This is a genomic window from Empedobacter tilapiae, from assembly GCF_004785645.1.
Taxonomy (GTDB): Bacteria; Bacteroidota; Bacteroidia; order Flavobacteriales; family Weeksellaceae; genus Empedobacter; species Empedobacter tilapiae.
The window spans coordinates 263,751-281,845 of the sequence record NZ_SRPE01000006.1 but is presented as its reverse complement, the minus strand read 5'-3'; the positions used below and the strand labels follow the sequence as shown (position 1 = coordinate 281,845).

12 protein-coding genes and 1 tRNA gene are annotated in these 18,095 nt (G+C 31.8%); 6 read left to right on the top strand and 7 right to left on the bottom strand.

Translation table 11 applies throughout. The features are described 5' to 3' along the window. Positions 1–41: 41 nt before the first annotated feature. Complete coding sequence (locus E4J94_RS10405) at positions 42–2,180, bottom strand: TonB-dependent receptor (RefSeq protein ID WP_135835733.1); 2,139 nt, start codon at positions 2,178–2,180, stop codon at positions 42–44. A gap of 653 nt (positions 2,181–2,833) precedes the next feature. Here E4J94_RS10405 and E4J94_RS10400 point away from each other — a divergent pair. After that, positions 2,834–4,612 (top strand): tetratricopeptide repeat protein, encoded by a 1,779-nt coding sequence (locus E4J94_RS10400; RefSeq protein WP_135835732.1) that lies wholly within the window; start codon positions 2,834–2,836, stop codon positions 4,610–4,612. Positions 4,613–4,641: 29 nt separating this feature from the next. Here E4J94_RS10400 and E4J94_RS10395 read toward each other — a convergent pair whose 3' ends face one another. After that, positions 4,642–5,583 (bottom strand): endonuclease/exonuclease/phosphatase family protein, encoded by a 942-nt coding sequence (locus E4J94_RS10395; protein ID WP_135835731.1) that lies wholly within the window; start codon positions 5,581–5,583, stop codon positions 4,642–4,644. A gap of 62 nt (positions 5,584–5,645) precedes the next feature. Here E4J94_RS10395 and E4J94_RS10390 point away from each other — a divergent pair, with 62 nt between their 5' ends. The 4 genes from E4J94_RS10390 to E4J94_RS10375 all read left to right on the top strand — a co-directional run bounded on the left by E4J94_RS10390 (position 5,646) and on the right by E4J94_RS10375 (position 8,089). After that, positions 5,646–6,776, top strand: coding sequence for a 5-(carboxyamino)imidazole ribonucleotide synthase (locus E4J94_RS10390; RefSeq protein WP_135835730.1), 1,131 nt, complete (start codon positions 5,646–5,648; stop codon positions 6,774–6,776). 5 nt (positions 6,777–6,781) lie between these two features. Continuing rightward, the gene (gene purE, locus E4J94_RS10385) at positions 6,782–7,285 is read left to right on the top strand and encodes a 5-(carboxyamino)imidazole ribonucleotide mutase (RefSeq protein WP_135835729.1); all 504 of its coding nucleotides are present in this window, start codon (positions 6,782–6,784) and stop codon (positions 7,283–7,285) included. Between the two features lie 18 nt (positions 7,286–7,303). Beyond that, the gene (locus E4J94_RS10380; RefSeq protein WP_135835728.1) at positions 7,304–7,591 is read left to right on the top strand and encodes a hypothetical protein; all 288 of its coding nucleotides are present in this window, start codon (positions 7,304–7,306) and stop codon (positions 7,589–7,591) included. 111 nt (positions 7,592–7,702) lie between these two features. Next, positions 7,703–8,089 carry a hypothetical protein gene (locus E4J94_RS10375; protein ID WP_135835727.1) on the top strand — a complete coding sequence of 129 codons (387 nt, stop codon included), beginning with the start codon at positions 7,703–7,705 and terminating at the stop codon, positions 8,087–8,089. 88 nt (positions 8,090–8,177) lie between these two features. Here the strand turns inward: E4J94_RS10375 and E4J94_RS10370 are convergent, their stop codons facing one another. The 3 genes from E4J94_RS10370 to E4J94_RS10360 all read right to left on the bottom strand — a co-directional run bounded on the left by E4J94_RS10370 (position 8,178) and on the right by E4J94_RS10360 (position 12,337). Continuing rightward, entirely contained in the window at positions 8,178–10,337 is a 2,160-nt protein-coding gene (locus E4J94_RS10370) for a peptidylprolyl isomerase (RefSeq protein WP_135835726.1), read from the bottom strand. A gap of 114 nt (positions 10,338–10,451) precedes the next feature. Next, a complete protein-coding gene (gene lptC, locus E4J94_RS10365) occupies positions 10,452–11,036 on the bottom strand; it encodes an LPS export ABC transporter periplasmic protein LptC (protein WP_246034303.1) in 585 nt (194 codons plus the stop codon). 17 nt (positions 11,037–11,053) lie between these two features. Beyond that, positions 11,054–12,337 carry an OmpP1/FadL family transporter gene (locus E4J94_RS10360; RefSeq protein WP_246034302.1) on the bottom strand — a complete coding sequence of 428 codons (1,284 nt, stop codon included), beginning with the start codon at positions 12,335–12,337 and terminating at the stop codon, positions 11,054–11,056. Positions 12,338–12,585: 248 nt separating this feature from the next. Between E4J94_RS10360 and E4J94_RS10355 the strand changes: the two genes are divergently transcribed. After that, positions 12,586–12,658 (top strand) — tRNA-Phe (locus tag E4J94_RS10355). Positions 12,659–12,788: 130 nt separating this feature from the next. On the opposite strand, the gene E4J94_RS10350 is transcribed toward E4J94_RS10355, so the two are convergent. Together E4J94_RS10350 and E4J94_RS10345 are read right to left on the bottom strand one after the other, a co-directional pair. Further along, positions 12,789–15,056 carry an aconitate hydratase gene (locus E4J94_RS10350; RefSeq protein ID WP_135835724.1) on the bottom strand — a complete coding sequence of 756 codons (2,268 nt, stop codon included), beginning with the start codon at positions 15,054–15,056 and terminating at the stop codon, positions 12,789–12,791. A 206-nt stretch (positions 15,057–15,262) separates the two neighbouring features. Continuing rightward, entirely contained in the window at positions 15,263–18,025 is a 2,763-nt protein-coding gene (locus E4J94_RS10345; RefSeq protein WP_135835723.1) for a bifunctional aconitate hydratase 2/2-methylisocitrate dehydratase, read from the bottom strand. Between the last annotated feature and the right edge of the window lie 70 nt (positions 18,026–18,095).

Sequence of the window (18,095 nt, the reverse complement as noted above, 5' to 3'; positions counted from 1 at the left end):
ATAGTTTTTTTTAAAAAAACAACAATTAGTAATAGAAACAACTATAATCGAATGCTAACACCACCCAAAACATTAATTCCGGCTTGAGGAAAATAAAATGCTTTTCCGTAATAATAACCATTTGATTCATATTCAACATCAAATAAATTATTAATCATGAACGAAAATTCAAGATTTTTAATTCCTCTTACTTTTGGGGAGTAACGAATCAATAAGTCCGAAACTAAATAACTATCTAATTTACCATCTACTGGTTCTGTATTTGATAAATATTGTTCTCCAATATATTTATTGGTTAAATTAATCAATACATTTTTGAATGGTATAGCTTCAAAACCGAAAGCAGAAATTACATCAGGAGACATTGAAATTTTTGTTTTCCCATAATTTTTTATAGAAGAGATTCCTTTTTCATCCCAAACCTCCTCTTCGTAATTTATATTTCTATTTTGACTTAGAGTTAAATTTCCAAAAATATTCAAGTGATTCGGGATAACCTTATAATTCGCATCCAACTCTATCCCTCTTCTATAGCTATTTCCTGAGTTAACACGCTTTCTTGCACCTACTTCATTTAACTCTCCTGTTGCAACCAACTGATTTTGGTAATCCATATAATACAAATTTGCACTCAAAGAAAGTTGTCCTACTTTTCTATAACCCAATTCATAATCTTGTAGAAATTCTTCTTTTGGTTTAGATTTAGAATCTACATAATCATTTCTCAAAGGCTCACGATGTGAAATACCATAAGAAGCATACAAAACTTGTGAAGAATTAATTTTATAATTTATTCCAGCTTTCGGATTCACAAAATTGAATGTGTCTGAAAATGGTCTAAACTTTTCATCATCATTTTCTCCATTTGGTAAATATTTCGCATCATAATCAACATAACGATATTGTAGATCACCAAAAAATTCAAACTTATTCAATTGATACAACACTTTTGCATACGCTGTCAATTGTCTTTTTACTGAACGATTGTTATAATACTTAAAATTCTTATTATTCCACTCTATATCTTTTACCAACAAAACATTTCCGTAATGATCTCCATCATATTCATTTGCAGATAATCCAAAAAAAACTTTAAAATCATTTAGACGTTGATTTTCCACTTCAAAATTAAATCCATAAAAATCATTATCGAGATATTCTCTATTAATTAAATTTCTAAATTCATTTTCATAACCAAATATCTTATAACGTTTCAATTCTTTTTTATTTTTATAGCTCTCGTAATAACCTTTACCTTTTGTGTAATGAACCGTTAAATTAGATTTCCAATTATTTCCAAAATCTTGAAGCCACGAAAGAAAATAATGATTCTGTTTGTAATTATCTGTGTGATTATCATAAAAATCTATTATTTTCCCAGAATCATCTTTAATTTCTCCTTCAGAATTATATCTTCTATTTGCTCTCAAAGTCTCTCCATCTACACCACTCCAAGCTTGATACGTTTGTTCTTTTCCAAACATATTCTGAAATCTAAATTTCGTCTTATCATTCAATTCATATAAAGCCGTAACATCATAAGAAATTAAATCTGCCCAAGATCTATCTACATAACCGTCAGAATCTATCTTGGAAAAACGTCCATCTATACTTAATTTATTATTAAGAATTTTACCTGTACCAGCTTGAACTGTATATTTTTGAGTTTTAAAACTCCCGAAAGAAAAGTTTCCTTCTACAAAAGGTACAGACGATGGATTTTGAGATTCAATATTAACACTTGCTCCAAAGGAAGCCATTCCATTTGATGAAGTTCCCACTCCTCGCTGAATTATCATGGACTTTGTAGATGAAACTAAATCTGGCATATTTACCCAAAATACACCTTGAGATTCAGGATTATTTAACGGAATTCCATTTAATGTAACATTAATTGATTGCTCGTTAAGACCACGTATTTTGATAGATGAGTAACCAATTCCAGTTCCTGTATCAGATGTAATAGAAACTGAAGTAGCAGAATTTAATAAAGTTGGAATATCTTGTCCTAAATTCTTTTTTTGTAACATTTTATCTGTTACTTTTTCCACTGTAATCGGAAGTTTCTCCACTATAGAAACTTCTTGAAGTTTAATTTCTTCTTTTTGGATTGAATCGTTCTCTTGTGCATATAAAATTGATGCACCAAATAATGACAATAAAAAAATCGACCTTTTCATAATTTATTTTAATAAATATTATGAAAGGAGCCATCTTACACTTTTTTAAAATTTACGCGCGAATGTAATTTGGTGAAGTACCATTTCCCTTAGCAGCATTACCTGCTCAGGTTCTTTGGGTATAATCTCAGCCTCTAATTTAGAAGCACCCCTTTCGATTGAAGTTCAAAGGTAAGTATTTTTTTGAAATCTAAAAATCACCTTTCTTTTTTACTTTAAAATTATAAAGTATAAAAAAAACCTTCATGTTGGTATGCTGAAGGTTTTTCGGGTTTAGTAATAGAAGATAGATTGATTGATTTTTATAAAAAAATCAACTGGTCTAGTTTGGTATGAATTTTTTATTAATTCATAAATTATGTAGCAAAGAAAGGCTAGAAAAAAAAAGTTTCAAAAAAAACAACACCTCATAGTGTCTACAGTTTAAAAAAAAGCGTCTACCAACTGTCTACAATATTTTTTTATATATCTTTATACTCTATCTTTTAACTCTTTACCTATAATTATAAATTGCTACTTTATGACATACAAATTAAAAGAACTTGAATTATTTGTATCTTTTTTATTCTTTTCTCAGGGATAATTTTCTCTTTTTTTTCAAGAAAAGCATTCAAAAAATTATGAAAGCTATATAAACAAACCATTTAATAAAAATGAAAAGAAAAATTTGGCTATTACTTTTTTTCTTATTTATACAAATAGGAAAAGCACAGAGTGATTTAGATAAAGATCAACAACTTGTATATACTTATTTATACAGCAAGGAATATGATCAAGCTAAAGATTTATTAGAAAATAAATTCATAAAAAACAATGATCTTAACAAGCAGATTATTGGTTATATTTATATGGCTGATTATTATAATGTTAAAAATGATGAAGCCAAGAAAAGTGAAGCTCTAGAAAAAGCAAAAAATATAGCGAGGAAAACAAAATCTTCCATTGATAATGCTTATGTAAAGTTTGGCTATGCTAGATATTACGAAAAACTAAACAAAAACGATTTATTTATAAAATATATAAATGAAAGTATTAAAGAATTTTCTAAACATTCAAACGAGCATTTTGTTCTTACTCAATTATATTTTCTAAGATTTAATTTTAAGTCCAAAAATCCATTAGAAAAAGACATAAGAAAGGACGCAATTCTAGCAAATCAACATGCTATAAAATCGAAAAACAATATTCTTATAAATTTCACTTACAGTAATTTAGGTTATTTTTATAAACAAAAATATAATCAAACGAATAAAATAGAATATATTGATTCTGCAAAATATAATTACCAACAATCGTTAGTTTATGCTGAAAAAATTCAAAATCCAATCGCTAAAAAAAGATCCACTATTGTTTATTATTTAAATTATGGAAGTTTAGTAACAACTTTAAATCATCAAAATACTTTTGATGAAACTATGAAAAACTATCATACAATTTTAAAATTAACAGAAAACGATCCTAAATTCAATGAGATTACAGCTTTCACTTATAATAATATTGGTTCAGCATATGAAAATAAAGGCGAAATTGATTCAGCAGAAAAATATTATTTAAAATCTTACACTCTAGCAAAAGATAATAAAGATGTTTTTCCTCAAGTTAAAACCATTATTTTAGGAAATATTGCACGTATTTATGAAACAAAAAATGACTTATCGAAAGCTTTAGAATATGAAAGGAAAGCGAAACAATTAATTATAGAATCAAATCAAGAACAATTTGATAATAATACAAAGTCATTAGAAATTTTTTATAATACTGAAAAGAAAAATCAACAGATAAAACAATTAGAAGAGAAAAATAATATTTATTCTAAACAAAAATTTCTTTATATAGGAATTATTCTGTTAGCTATCGCTGGTATTTTCTTTTTATCATATATGCTTTATTACAAATTAAAATCTAATAAACAAAAAACAGATTTATTACAAGCAGAACGACATGAAGCAGAATTGAATCTTCAATTAGAAAAAGAAGAAAAAGCTCGTATAAAAGCTGAACAAGAATTATTAGAATTACAACAAGAACAGTTAAACAAACAGGCTTTAGCTGCTTCTTTACAATTAAAACAAAAAAACTCTTTCTTAAATGATTTAAAAGAAAAGGTAAAAGAAAAAGCAACAATAAATTTGGAAAGAATTTTAAAAGATGAACGATTAATGGATGATGATTTTAATAAGATTCAAAATATCATAAAAGACGTTCATCCGAGTTTTTTTAATAAATTAATTGACGTTTCAAAAAATAAACTAACTAATCAAGACCTAAAATATGCTGCATATTTATACTTAAATATGGATAATATGCAAATCGCAAATGTGATGAAAGTAGAAACAAAAACTGTTCGAATGGCAAAATATCGTTTAAAACAAAAAATTGGATTAGAAAAGAATATTGATTTACAATCATTTATCCAAAGTTTATTTGCATAAAAATGTAGATAGTTAATCTACATTTTTTATTATTCTATTTTCAGTTCTGCAACAATTGGAAAATGATCTGATTTTATATCATCTCCACGATAAAAATTAGTCACTTTTATTTTCTTCGAAACCCAACATTGGTCAATATTTGTACGAAAAATTGGAATAAAAGCATTCCAAGAATTATTCAATCCAAAACCAGAACGAGCATCTTTCAACTTATCTGATTGAACCAATTTGAAATTCGGAGAATAAACCGTAGAATTCAAATCTCCAACTAAAATGATATTTTCATTCGGTAAAACATCTATTTCTTGTTTCATCAATTCGTATTGTTTATTTCGTCTTTCAAAACGAGCCTGATTTGGTAAAGGTGGAACAGGATGCGTTGCTAAAATACTTAATGGTTTAGCGTCTACAATAATTTCCGCTAAAATAGACGGATGCATTTCATCAATATAGTTTTTTGTAGACACTTTTGTAAACGGTATTTTAGAATAAATTGCAATTCCGAAATTGTTACTTCTAACTTCTTCTTTATAATATGGATATTCTTTTCGGATAAACTCTACATGTTTTTGCCAAGCAGGCGTTAATTCTTGTAAAACAATTACATCACTTTTATCTTTAGTTAAATAATCTTTCAGATGTTGAAATTCTTCATTCTGAGAAAAAATATTGATTGACGTAATTTTAAAATTAGATTTTTCACCTTTTGCATTTTCTCCAAAGTAAAAATTTCCCATGCTTTGATAAACAATATATGGAATTGCTAGCAAAGGAATTAACCACAAAATATTTTTCTTTTCCTCTTTTCGAATTGAATAATTGTAAATCAAACACAAGAAAAAAGCAATAATCAGCACATATATAGAATATTGCACCAACATATCGAATACAAAATATTGATAAAAACTTTTGCTCGTTAAATAAATTCCAGCAAATACAAAAAATAAAATTCTACTCCATTTTGTTAACATCTCGTCAATACTTTTTTAATTCTCGTAAAAATAGAAATTATATTATTCATTAACTTCGCAATATGATAAAAATCGGAATTTTAGGAGGAGGACAATTGGGGTATATGTTTTTGCAAAATGCATTGCAATATCCTTGCGAGATTAGTATTTTAGATCCAGCTGCTGATGCACCTTGCGCGCCACATGCACATCATTTTATACAAGGCGATTTCAAAGATTATGAAACGGTTGTTGCATTTGGAAAGGATTTAGATGCAATCGGAATTGAAATTGAGCATGTAAATGTTGAAGCGTTACGTTATCTAAAATCAATTGGAAAGCGTGTTGTTCCAGATCCTGAAGCGTTAGCTATTATTCAAGACAAAGGAATTCAAAAAGAATTTTATGTTAATAATAATATTCCGACTGCGCCTTATTTTGGATTAGATAATTGGGAAGATTTAAAATCGAAACAAGATATCAATTATCCGATTTTTCAAAAATCTCGAAAAGATGGTTATGATGGAAAAGGTGTTCAATTCCTAAAATCTGAAGCTGATTTAGACAAAATGCTTCAAGCTCCTTCAATTTTCGAAACGCCAGCTGATTTAGATCGCGAAATCGCGGTTGTTACCGTTGCCGATCATTTAGGAAATATTGTCACTTATCCAACCGTAGAATTTGTCATCAACGAAGAATATAATTTGTTAGATTATTTATTGATGCCTTCTACACTTCCGAAAGAAATCACTGATCGAGCTGAACAAATTGCGCGTGATGTTGTAAAAGCATTGAAATCTCCAGGAGTTTTCGCAGTAGAATTATTCTTGAACAAAGATCAATCGATTTGGGTAAACGAAACAGCTTCTCGTGTTCACAATTCTGGACATTCAACAATAGAAGCTGCTTATTCATCACAATTTGATCAAATGTTAAGAACCTTAATGCAATTACCACTTGGTTCTACAAAATTGTTTACAACTTCTGCAATGGTCAATTTGATTGGAACCGAAGGTCAAACTGGACAAGCAGAAATCGAAAATATTGAAGAATTATTGACGATTCCAGGAACATTTTTGCATTGGTACGCAAAAACTATCACAAAACCAGGTCGAAAAATGGGGCACGTTACATTGGTGAACGATGATTTAGAACAATTAAAACAAAACATAAAACAAGTTAATGCAACGGTGAAAGTCGTCGCAAAAAAGTAACAACTATGGTAGGAATTATAATGGGAAGTGATAGCGATTTGCCTATCATGAAACAAGCTGCTGATCTATTAACAGAATTAAATATCCCTTTCGAATTGACAATTGTTTCGGCACATCGTACGCCACAACGTATGTTTGATTATGCAAAAACAGCGCACGAACGTGGAATAAATGTCATTATAGCTGGAGCTGGTGGCGCTGCACATTTACCAGGAATGGTTGCGTCTATTACACCGCTTCCTGTGGTTGGTGTTCCAATTAAATCATCAAATTCGATTGATGGGTGGGATTCGATTTTATCTATTTTGCAAATGCCAAATGGAATTCCAGTTGCAACAGTTGCTGTAAATGCAGCGAAGAATGCAGGAATTTTGGCTGCGCGTATTTTAGGAGCTACTAATCCAACTTTGCAAGAAAGATTAATCAAATATCAAGAAGATTTACAAAAAGCTGTAGAAGCGAAGATAGAACTTGTAAAAAGCGAATATCCGAATGGGTTTGATAGGTAAGCTAATCTATTAAAAATTATGGAAGAAAATAATTTTTGGATATATTCTACTTATCTAAATAAATTTATCAAACTCCTTAAACAAGAATTTAGTTTTCAAAAGAATTTAGATTTAATAAAATATAATCTTTTTCAAACTAATTGCGATAAAGAAATATGGTTTGAATTATCCGAATCAGATTCTTATCATAAAATTGAAATTTCTAAAGACAATGATGATCGTGATATTATTTTCTTCAAAATCTTAACAACTAAAGATAAAATAGATTCCATTCAATCTTTTTTATCAGAAATTGAAAAAGAATAAATAATCAATTTCCATAAACCAAAAACTCCTAAACTTTACAGCTTGGGAGTTTTTTATGACAATCAACAACTTACTTTTATTTAAAAATAACCGATTTGTAATCAAATTTTCTTGACGAACATTACAAACGCATATGATTATAATGAAATCCTATTGGCGAACATTACAAACGCATATGATTATAATGAAATCCTATCGGCGAACATTACAAACGCATATGATTACAATGAAATCCTATCGGCGAACATTACAAACGCATATGATTACAATGAAATCCTATCGGCGAACATTACAAACGCATATGATTATAATGAAATCCTATCGGCGGACATTAAAAACACATATAATTATAATGAAACCCTATTGGTGAACATTACGAACGCATATGATTACAATGAAATCCTATCAGCGAACATTACAAACACATATGATTATAATGAAACCCTATCGACAGACATTACAAAACAACCCTTTACTTATATGGAGTTGTTATGGTAATTGATTAAATATAAACGAATTTTCAATAACCAAAAACTCCCAAACTTTACAGCTTGGGAGTTTTTTTTATTATACGAAATTTTAAATCTTAACGTAAAGCTCTATCGCGGTTATCAACCACATCAGCAGCTTGAATCAATGATTGTAACAATGTTTGTTGGAATTTACCTTGTAATTGACGGTTTAAATTATCCAAAATCATTGAACCTTTTTGATTCTTTTGAATTTGTTGGTTTGAAGGAATAATGTAGAAAACTCCTGCATTACCTGCAATCGCTTTAGAAGATTGATTTGGTTTTACACCAAACGCAGCTCCTACAACTTTAGGCTCTAAACCAATTCCAGTTAAATTAGAATTAGAGAAGTTAACCGTAGCATTTCCTTTTTTCGCTCCAAATTTAGATGCAAAAGCATTTAATCCTCCATTTGCAATTTGCTCATCAACCAATTTAGCAACTTTTTCATGCATCAAAACTGGTTCTACATATTGACGAACAACACTTGGATGAGCCAATCCTTTGTCAAATTTTTCAACTAAATGAACAACGATGTAATCTCCTGTAGAAGATGTAAACAAGTTTGTTGCTCCTTTATCTGTTTTCTTATCAAAAGCCCATTTTAAGATATCTCCGTCCTGATCGTTTGGAATATCTTGACCAATTGCAGCATAACGCTCAATACCTTCTGTTGTATTATTTAAATAACCACCTTTTTTCGCAGTATTTTTGAAATCATTCAATGATTTTCCTTCAACATTCTGAACATACGTTCTTGCATTTGTAAATGCTTTTTCTGTTGTCGCTTTAGAAGGCTCAATTGTTTTTACAATGTTTGCAACTTGATAAGCTGTTTTGTTTTTCGCGTCATCAACTTTGATGATATGGAACCCAAATTGTGATTCAACCAAATCAACTGTACCAACTGGTTTTGTAAAAATAAATCCGTTATAAGTTTGATCTAATTGATTGTTTTTTCCAACCCAACCAATGCTTCCTTTTTGTACAGCAGATGATTTATCATCCGATTTTGTTGAAGCAACTTCTCCAAAAGAAGCTGGATTTGCTTTTACTTCAGCTAAAATTTGTTCAGCTAATTTTTTTGCTTCGTCTTTTGTACGTTTTACTCCGTTTCCAGCAGCGCTTCCTGTATAAGAAACTAATATGTGACTAGATTTTACAGAATCTTTTACTTCTTTCGATTTAGAAAGTTTGTATAATTGATATGTATTTCCAATTTTGAAAGGACCACCAATTTGACCAACCGCAGCAGTTTTTAAGAAGTTTGTAGCTTCTGGGCCTAATTGCGCTTGTTCTAATTCTGCTTTTGTGAAATAATTTGGAATAAATGGTTTCTCAGAATTTTGAGTCACATAAACCGAATCACTTTTTGCAGAACCAAAAGCTGCAATTGTATCTGTAACATTGTTCACTTCGTCATGAACAATTTGAGTTGACAAATATTTGTTGATGTTTGCTAAAGCAACAGTTTCATCAGCAGTAGACGCTCCCGCAGGGAAATAAGTGTAACTTAATTTTACTAAACCTTCTGCTTTGAATAATTTTGGATATTTCGCTTCGTAAGCAGAAATTTCTTCGTCTGTTACTTTTACATTTAATTTTTTAGCCAAAGTTGCGTAATCTACAAATGCATACTGAATATTTGCATTAGAAATATTGTATCCTTGTTGAATATCCGCTTCTTTACCTGTAACCGCTGTTCCAGCCATTACATAACCAAAATATTTTTGAGATAAAATCTGTAATTTTATTTGTTCAGCAGTTTGTAACCAACCTCTATATTGTTGTTGCGCTTCTGGACTTGATGCAGCATTTGCTTCTAATTGAGCAATCTGTTGTTGTGCTTCTGCACCAGATGCCATTCCGAAGTTTTGAGCTGTATAGCTCCAAAATTCATCATCAGAAACTTTTAAACCTAATTTTTCAGCATGTTGTTTCAACACTTTCTGACTAACTAAGCTGTTCCAAGTTTGTTGAGCAATTTGATTTGGAGTTGCAGATTGACCTTGATTTTCATACATCTTTTGTGTTTGATCGTATGCACTTTGATATTCTGTAATACCAATAGATTCTCCGTTTACTGTACCAACTACAGACGGATCTCCAGTAAATAATTGTTTAATCTTTGAATTCTCTCCGAATAAATCTCCTGCAACGAAAGCTAACATTGCTACTCCGATTACAACGAAGATCAGCCAAGTTTTTTTACGAATTTCTCCTAAAACTGCCATTGTTTTGTTTTAATGTTATTTCTATAATAGGTGGCGAAAATACGACAATACATTGAATAATAAAATAGAAGAATCGACAAGTATTCACTTTTTTGTTAATTTTTTTAACGCTATTTAGAATTTTTGATTATCATCAACATACTTAAATCCTTGATTATTGAATAAAGTATAGGTTTCTAAATCGTCCGTAGCTTGCAAACCGTTTTTCGCTGTTAACGAATCGCCTTCGCTGCTAATTAAGTAAACTTCTTTCGATGTATAAACTGTTTTATTTTTCTTATTCCAAAATAATTGTTCGCTTTTCAACGAATCACCTTTCTCATTTACGATAATTACATTTCCTCTACCCTCGTATATTCCTGTTGCATCGCTTAATCTTGCCCAATCTGCCTGAAAATATCCAGGTTTCAAACTTCCTTTTTGATAAAAATCAAGGTCTACACCTTTTCTAAAAATCGTGTAAGGTGAATCTACTGTTGTAAATTCTTCTATTAATGGCGAACGAACATTCATTGAGATCCTGCCTGAATCTCTATTAATAATATTCGCATTGAAAAGCGTACGAGTAGGAAATACTACTTTCTTATTATTGATAGGAGGAAGTTCTTTTTTACAAGAAAAAAGCAAAACGAAAATACCTACTAAACCAAATACAATACTTGATTTAATTAAGGCTTTTTCATTTGCTTTTTTATACAATTTTTGTTTGTCCAAAATTAGTCAATAACTCTTTTTCTAAACCAAATATCGTTAATATCAAATCCAACTTTCAAACCGAAATAATTTTCTTTGATTAAGTTGTTTGCTGTTTTTCCTCTTTGTCCATACTCCAATGAAACATTCATCATAGAGCCATCATTTTGTTTTCCAACTGGAAATCCAAATCCTAATGTAGCTCCATAAGCGTCAATATCTGTTCCATGAATAGAATATTGAGCTGATTGATAATACATACCAGCACGATAAGTTACACGGTTAAAGTAACTTTTGTAACTATTATAATCTGGAATCCAATATCCACCAACAGCTAAACGTACATTGTTTTTGTAATCTACAGCAGAAGACATTGTTGTATTTTGACCTTCTAATGGCTGAGAAAAATCTTTCCAGCTATTATATTTCGCTTCTACTGCTAACGACCACGTATTATCTTTAGAATATGATGCTCCCAAAGTAAATTGTTGTGGGATCTTTGTTTTTCCATTATCAATTCTAATCATTGAAATTGTATCCAAAGAAGATTGTGCTGTTCCAATGTATGTATAAGTTGTTGTAAGATCTGTAACATCTGTTCTTAAGTTAGTTCCCAATGTATAAGTTGCCCCTATATTCAGACTATTTGTTTTACCAATTCTCTTTGTATACATTGATCCTAAAGTAAACTGAGCTCCACGATAATTTGATTTATCACTATAATCTACTGCTAAACTAGCTCCATCTACTGCTAATATTTCATTTCTCCTCAATTCTCCAAATAGATAATTCACACGTAATCCTAACGAGAACTCTTTCGAAATGTTTCTTGAATAAAAAGCATGGATACTATTTAGACCTCCATCACCTTTCATTTGAACAGTTTGTTTGATATCATTTCTTTCAGATTCATTTAAAATATCATATCCTAAAGCAGAATATGGTTGAAAACCTAATCCAAAACTTCCTTTTTCACCTACAGGAAAAGCCAATGAAATATTAGAAACATTAAAGCGTCCAGCACTTTCTTTATCTGTTCCAGATTTAAAATTATAATTTGTTCCACTTCCACTTGCATTAAAAGTTGTCATACGCAAGTTTTGGTTAGCTGCTGGATTTGAAAAGTTTGCACTTTGTCCAAAAGGATTCGTAGGAACTGTTGAAATACCGCCCATACCAGCCTGTTCTGTATTATTATCAAATAATTGTTCGCCGACTCCATATGCTGAATAAGGAGAAACTGATATCGATTGAGCTTTTATTGTTACCACACTAAATAGTGATAAACTACAAATAATCCACTTCATTATGAATGTATAATAGAATTCTAAGACGCAAATATGATGATTTGTTGCGAATTGTAAAAATTAGATTGCAAAAATGAGTTGTTAATTATCTATTAAAATATCAAAAACTTCATTTTTTTTGTAAAGATAAAAAAACTTTTAAATTTATTTCTCGGTAAATGAACAAGATAGCTTTTTAGTCTAAAAAATATTGTAAATAATGTTTGGTAGAATAGATTTTCGCTCTATATTTGCATCACAATTAAGGCGGTGCCTTAGCTCAGTTGGTAGAGCAAAGGACTGAAAATCCTTGTGTCCCTGGTTCGATTCCTGGAGGCACCACTGCTAAAAACCTCAATCATTTGATTGAGGTTTTTTTTATTATTTAAAGTTATTAATCATCACTTAATATTTCTTCAATAAAAAAAGCCAATGTATTTCTACATCGGCTTTTATTTTATAATCAAATTAACTATTTCGCTTGTTGCGCTTTAATTAAGTTTAATGCTGAACCAGCTTTAAACCATTCAATTTGTTGAGCATTATAAGTATGATTTGCAACTACTAAGTCTTTAGAACCATCCGCATGTACAAACTCTAATGTTAAAGGTTTTCCAGGAGCAAATTCTGTTAAGTCAATAAAGTTAATTGTATCATCTTCTTGCACTTTATCATAATCCGATTTATCTGCAAACGTCAACGCCAACATACCTTGCTTCTTAAGATTTGTTTCGTGGATACGTGCAAAAGAACGCACCAATACCGCTACAGCTCCCAAATGACGTGGTTGCATTGCTGCATGCTCACGAGAAGAACCTTCTCCATAGTTTTCGTCACCAACAATTACAGAAAGTACACCTGCCGCTTTGTATGCACGTGCAGTGTCTGGAACTGGACCATATTCTCCTGTTAATTGATTTTTAACTGAATTTGTTTCTTGATTGAAAGCATTTACAGCTCCAATCAATGTATTATTCGAAATATTATCCAAGTGTCCACGGAAACGTAACCAAGGACCAGCCATAGAAATATGATCCGTTGTACATTTACCAAACGCTTTGATTAATAGTTTAGCTCCAGTAATATTTTCACCATTCCAAGGTTTGAAACCTTCTAATAATTGTAAACGCTCAGAATTTGGATTTACGATAACTTCAACACCTGAACCATCTTCAACTGGCGCTTGATAGCCATTATCTTCGTATGCATAACCTTTTGTTGGTAACTCCTCTCCTTTTGGAGCGTCTAACATTACTTCTTCACCAAATTTATTGATTAATTTATCTGTTAATGGATTAAAATCTAAACGTCCAGAAATTGCAATCGCAGCAACCATTTCTGGAGATGTTACGAAAGCATAAGTATTTGGATTACCATCTGCACGTTTTTTGAAGTTACGGTTGAATGAGTGAACGATTGTATTTTTTTCTTCTTTATCTGCACCTTCACGATCCCATTGTCCGATACAAGGTCCACAAGCATTTGTAAAAATAACTGCATCTAAATCTTCAAAAGTTTTTAAGAAACCATCTCGATCTGCTGTATAACGAACAACTTCCGAACCTGGATTAATTCCAAATGAAGATTTTGCTTCTAAACCTTTGTCTAAAGCCTGTTGAGCAATAGAAGCAGCACGAGATAAATCTTCATAAGAAGAGTTTGTACAAGAACCGATTAATCCCCATTCAACATCTAAAGGCCAACCATTAGCTGCTGCTGTTTCTTTCATTTTAGAAACAGGCGTCATTAAGTCTGGCGTAAAAGGACCATTCATACGTGGCTCTAATTCTGATAAGTTGATTTCAATTAATTGATCATAGAAATTTTCTGGATTTGCATAAACTTCATCATCCGAACGTAAATAAGATTTGTGAGCATTTGCAGCATCAGCCACATCATTACGATCAGTTGCTCTTAAATATCTTTCTGAAGCGTCATCATAAGAGAAAATTGAAGTTGTTGCTCCAATTTCTGCACCCATATTACAGATTGTCCCTTTACCTGTTGCTGATAATGACTCTGCTCCTTCTCCAAAATATTCTACAATCGCTCCTGTTCCTCCTTTTACAGTTAAACGACCTGCAACTTCTAAAATAACGTCTTTTGGAGATGACCAACCAGACAATTTACCTGTCAATTTAACTCCAATTAATTTTGGCATTTTTAATTCCCAGGCCATACCCGACATTACGTCAACAGCATCAGCTCCACCAACACCAATCGCTACCATTCCTAACCCTCCTGCATTTGGTGTGTGAGAATCAGTACCAATCATCATTCCTCCAGGAAATGCATAATTTTCTAAAACTACTTGGTGAATAATTCCTGCACCTGGTTTCCAAAATCCGATTCCATATTTATTTGAAACCGATTCTAAGAAATTAAATACTTCTGATGATTTATTGATTGCTTCTTGTAAGTCTGTTTTAGCACCAACTTTGGCTTGAATCAAGTGATCACAATGAACTGTAGAAGGAACCGCAGTTTTTGTTTTACCAGCTTGCATAAATTGCAACAAAGCCATTTGAGCAGTTGCATCTTGCATAGCTACACGATCTGGAGCAAAATCCACATAAGATTCTCCTCTTCTATAAGCTTGTGTTGGTTTCCCGTTAAACAAGTGAGCATATAAAATTTTCTCTGAGTACGTTAAAGGACGACCTACGATAGCTCTCGCAGCATCTACACGTTCTTGCATTTTAGCATAAACGCCTTTAATCATATTTATATCAAATGCCATAATAATTGATTTATTTAATTGGTTTTAATTTATCAAAAAACATACCCCAATATACTGAATTATTTAATATTTCACGTATCTAAATGGTTAATACTCTTATTTAAATCAATTCTAACTTACTTATATGCAACATTATAATTAATACACAAAAAAACGAGGTAATCCATATGGATTACCTCGTTTTATATATTCTTTTCTACGAACGATTAGTTCATAGAAATTGGTTTAAACTTTGTTAAATTGATACCTTCTACAGCAGTTTTGTATTCTTCGATAGAAGGAATACGTCCTAAAATCGCTGATAAAACAACCACCGGAGTCGACGCTAATAAAGATTCTCCTTTTTTACCATCACGGTCTTCAACAACACGACCTTGGAATAAACGTGTAGATGTCGCCATTACTGTATCTCCTTTTTCTGCTTTTTCTTGGTTACCCATACATAAGTTACAACCAGGACGCTCTAAGTACATAATGTTTTCATATTCTGTACGAGCAGTAGATTTTGGCAATAAGTCACTAAACTCAAATCCTGAGTATTTTTGTAACATTTCCCAATCACCTTCTGCTTTCAATTCGTCGATGATATTGTAAGTAGGCGCCGCAACAACTAAAGGAGCTTTGAACTCAACTTTACCATTCACTTTTTCTACGTTACGTAACATTTGAGAAACGATTTTTAAATCGTCTTTATGTACCATACAAGATCCTACGAAACCTAAATCTACGTGTTTATCACCACCGTAGTAAGTTAAATCACGGATTGTATCGTGTGTATAACGTTTAGAAACATCAGCATTATTTACGTCTGGATCGGCAATCATTGGCTCTTCGATAATATCTAAGTCAATAACAACTTCAGCATAATATTTTGCATTTGCATCTGGCGTTAAAGCAGGTTTAGCACCCGATTTAATTTCTTCGATACGTTTGTTTGCTTTATCGATTAATCCTTGTAACACTTGGTTTTTGTTATCCATTCCTTTCTCGATCATGATTTGAATACGAGATTTAGCAATTTCTAACGATTGGATTAATGTATCATCTTGAGAAATACAGATAGATGCTTTCGCTTTCATTTCTGCAGTCCAGTCTGTAAATGTAAACGCTTGATCCGCTAATAATGTACCGATGTGCACCTCAATGATACGACCTTGGAATACATTCTCACCATCAAATTGTTTCAACATTTGAGCTTGAGTAGCGTGAACCACATCACGGAAATCCATGTGTTGTTTCATCTCTCCTTTGAATGTTACTTTTACAGATTCTGGAATTGGCATAGATGCTTCACCAGTTGCTAAAGCTAAAGCTACAGTTCCTGAATCGGCACCAAAAGCAACACCTTTAGACATACGTGTGTGTGAGTCACCACCAATGATAATCGCCCATTCATCAATCGTGATATCATTCAATACTTTATGAATAACGTCAGTCATTGCATGATATTCACCTTTAGGGTCACGCGCTGTAATTACACCGAAATCATTCATAAATTTCATCAATTTAGGAATATTTGCTTGCGCCTTTTTATCCCAAACTGAAGCTGTGTGACATCCTGATTGATAAGCACCATCAACTGTTGGAGCGATAACCGTAGCAGCCATTGCTTCTAATTCTTGCGATGTCATCAAACCAGTTGTATCTTGAGAACCTACGATGTTTACTTTAACACGAACGTCAGAACCAGCATGTAAAACTTTTCCTGGAGTCGATCCAACAGCATTGTTATTGAAGATTTTTTCAACAGCAGTTAAACCTTGACCGTCATTAGAAATCTCTTTTGAAGGAGCGAAAACTGTTGGAGCTTCGATACCTAAAGTTTGAGCAGCAAATGTTTGGATTTTTTTACCAAAAACGATTGCATAAGAACCTCCCGCTTTGATAAATTCCATTTTTTGAGGAGTCAATGATCTTGAAATATCAATTAACTCTTGGTCTCCGTTGTATAATTTTTGAGTTTTTGTATTGATAGTTAAAACAGTACCTGTAGCTACTGAATAAACTTCTTCTAAAACAGGATCACCCGCTTCGTTACGAACTACATCACCGTTAGCATCAACTTGCTTTTTCCAGTTTTTCAAATCGATTCCGATACCACCTGTTACATCAACAGTTGTTAAGAAAATTGGAGAAATTCCGTTTGTACCTGCAACAATTGGTGCAATATTTACGAAAGGAACATAAGGCGATGCTTGTTTTCCTGTCCATAAAGCCACGTTGTTAACACCTGACATACGAGAAGAACCAACACCCATTGTACCTTTTTCAGCGATTAACATCACAGAAGCATCTGGATGTTGTGCTTGTAGTGCTTTTATTTCTTCTTGAGCAGCTGGCGTAATCATACATTGACCGTGCAATTCTCTATCAGAACGAGAGTGCGCTTGGTTACCTGGAGATAATAAATCCGTAGAAATATCTCCTTCAGCAGCGATGTACGTCACTACTTTAATTTCTTCAGCAACTGCTGGTAATTCTGTAAAGAACTCCGCTTTTGCATAACTTTCTAAAATATCTTTTGCAATAGCATTTCCTGCTTTAAAAGCATCAGCTAAACGAGCTGTATCTGCATCGTATAAGAAAACTTGTGTTTTAAGAACTTCAGCAGCTTGTTTTGCAGTTGCTTCTTCATTTCCTAAAGCTAAGTCCAAAAGAACCTCGATAGATGGTCCTCCTTTCATATGAGATAATAATTCGAAAGCGTAAGTTGGTGTAATTTCAGCAACTGTAGCTTCTCCTAAAATAATCTCTTTTAAAAATTTTGCTTTTACACCTGCAGCAGAAGTTGTTCCTGGCAACGTGTTATAGATAAAGAATTTAACAGAATCCTCGCGGTATTCGTTGTTAACATCTTTAATTTGATTAATGATTTCACTTAGTAATTCTGCACCATCAATTGGTTTTGGATGTAAACCTTGACCTTTTCTTTCTTCAATCTCGTTAAGATACTCTTGGTAAAGACTCATAATTATCTATCTTTTCTTTTTAATATTAAAGATTGTTTAAAATCAAGCTACTTACACCTGATTTCATCCA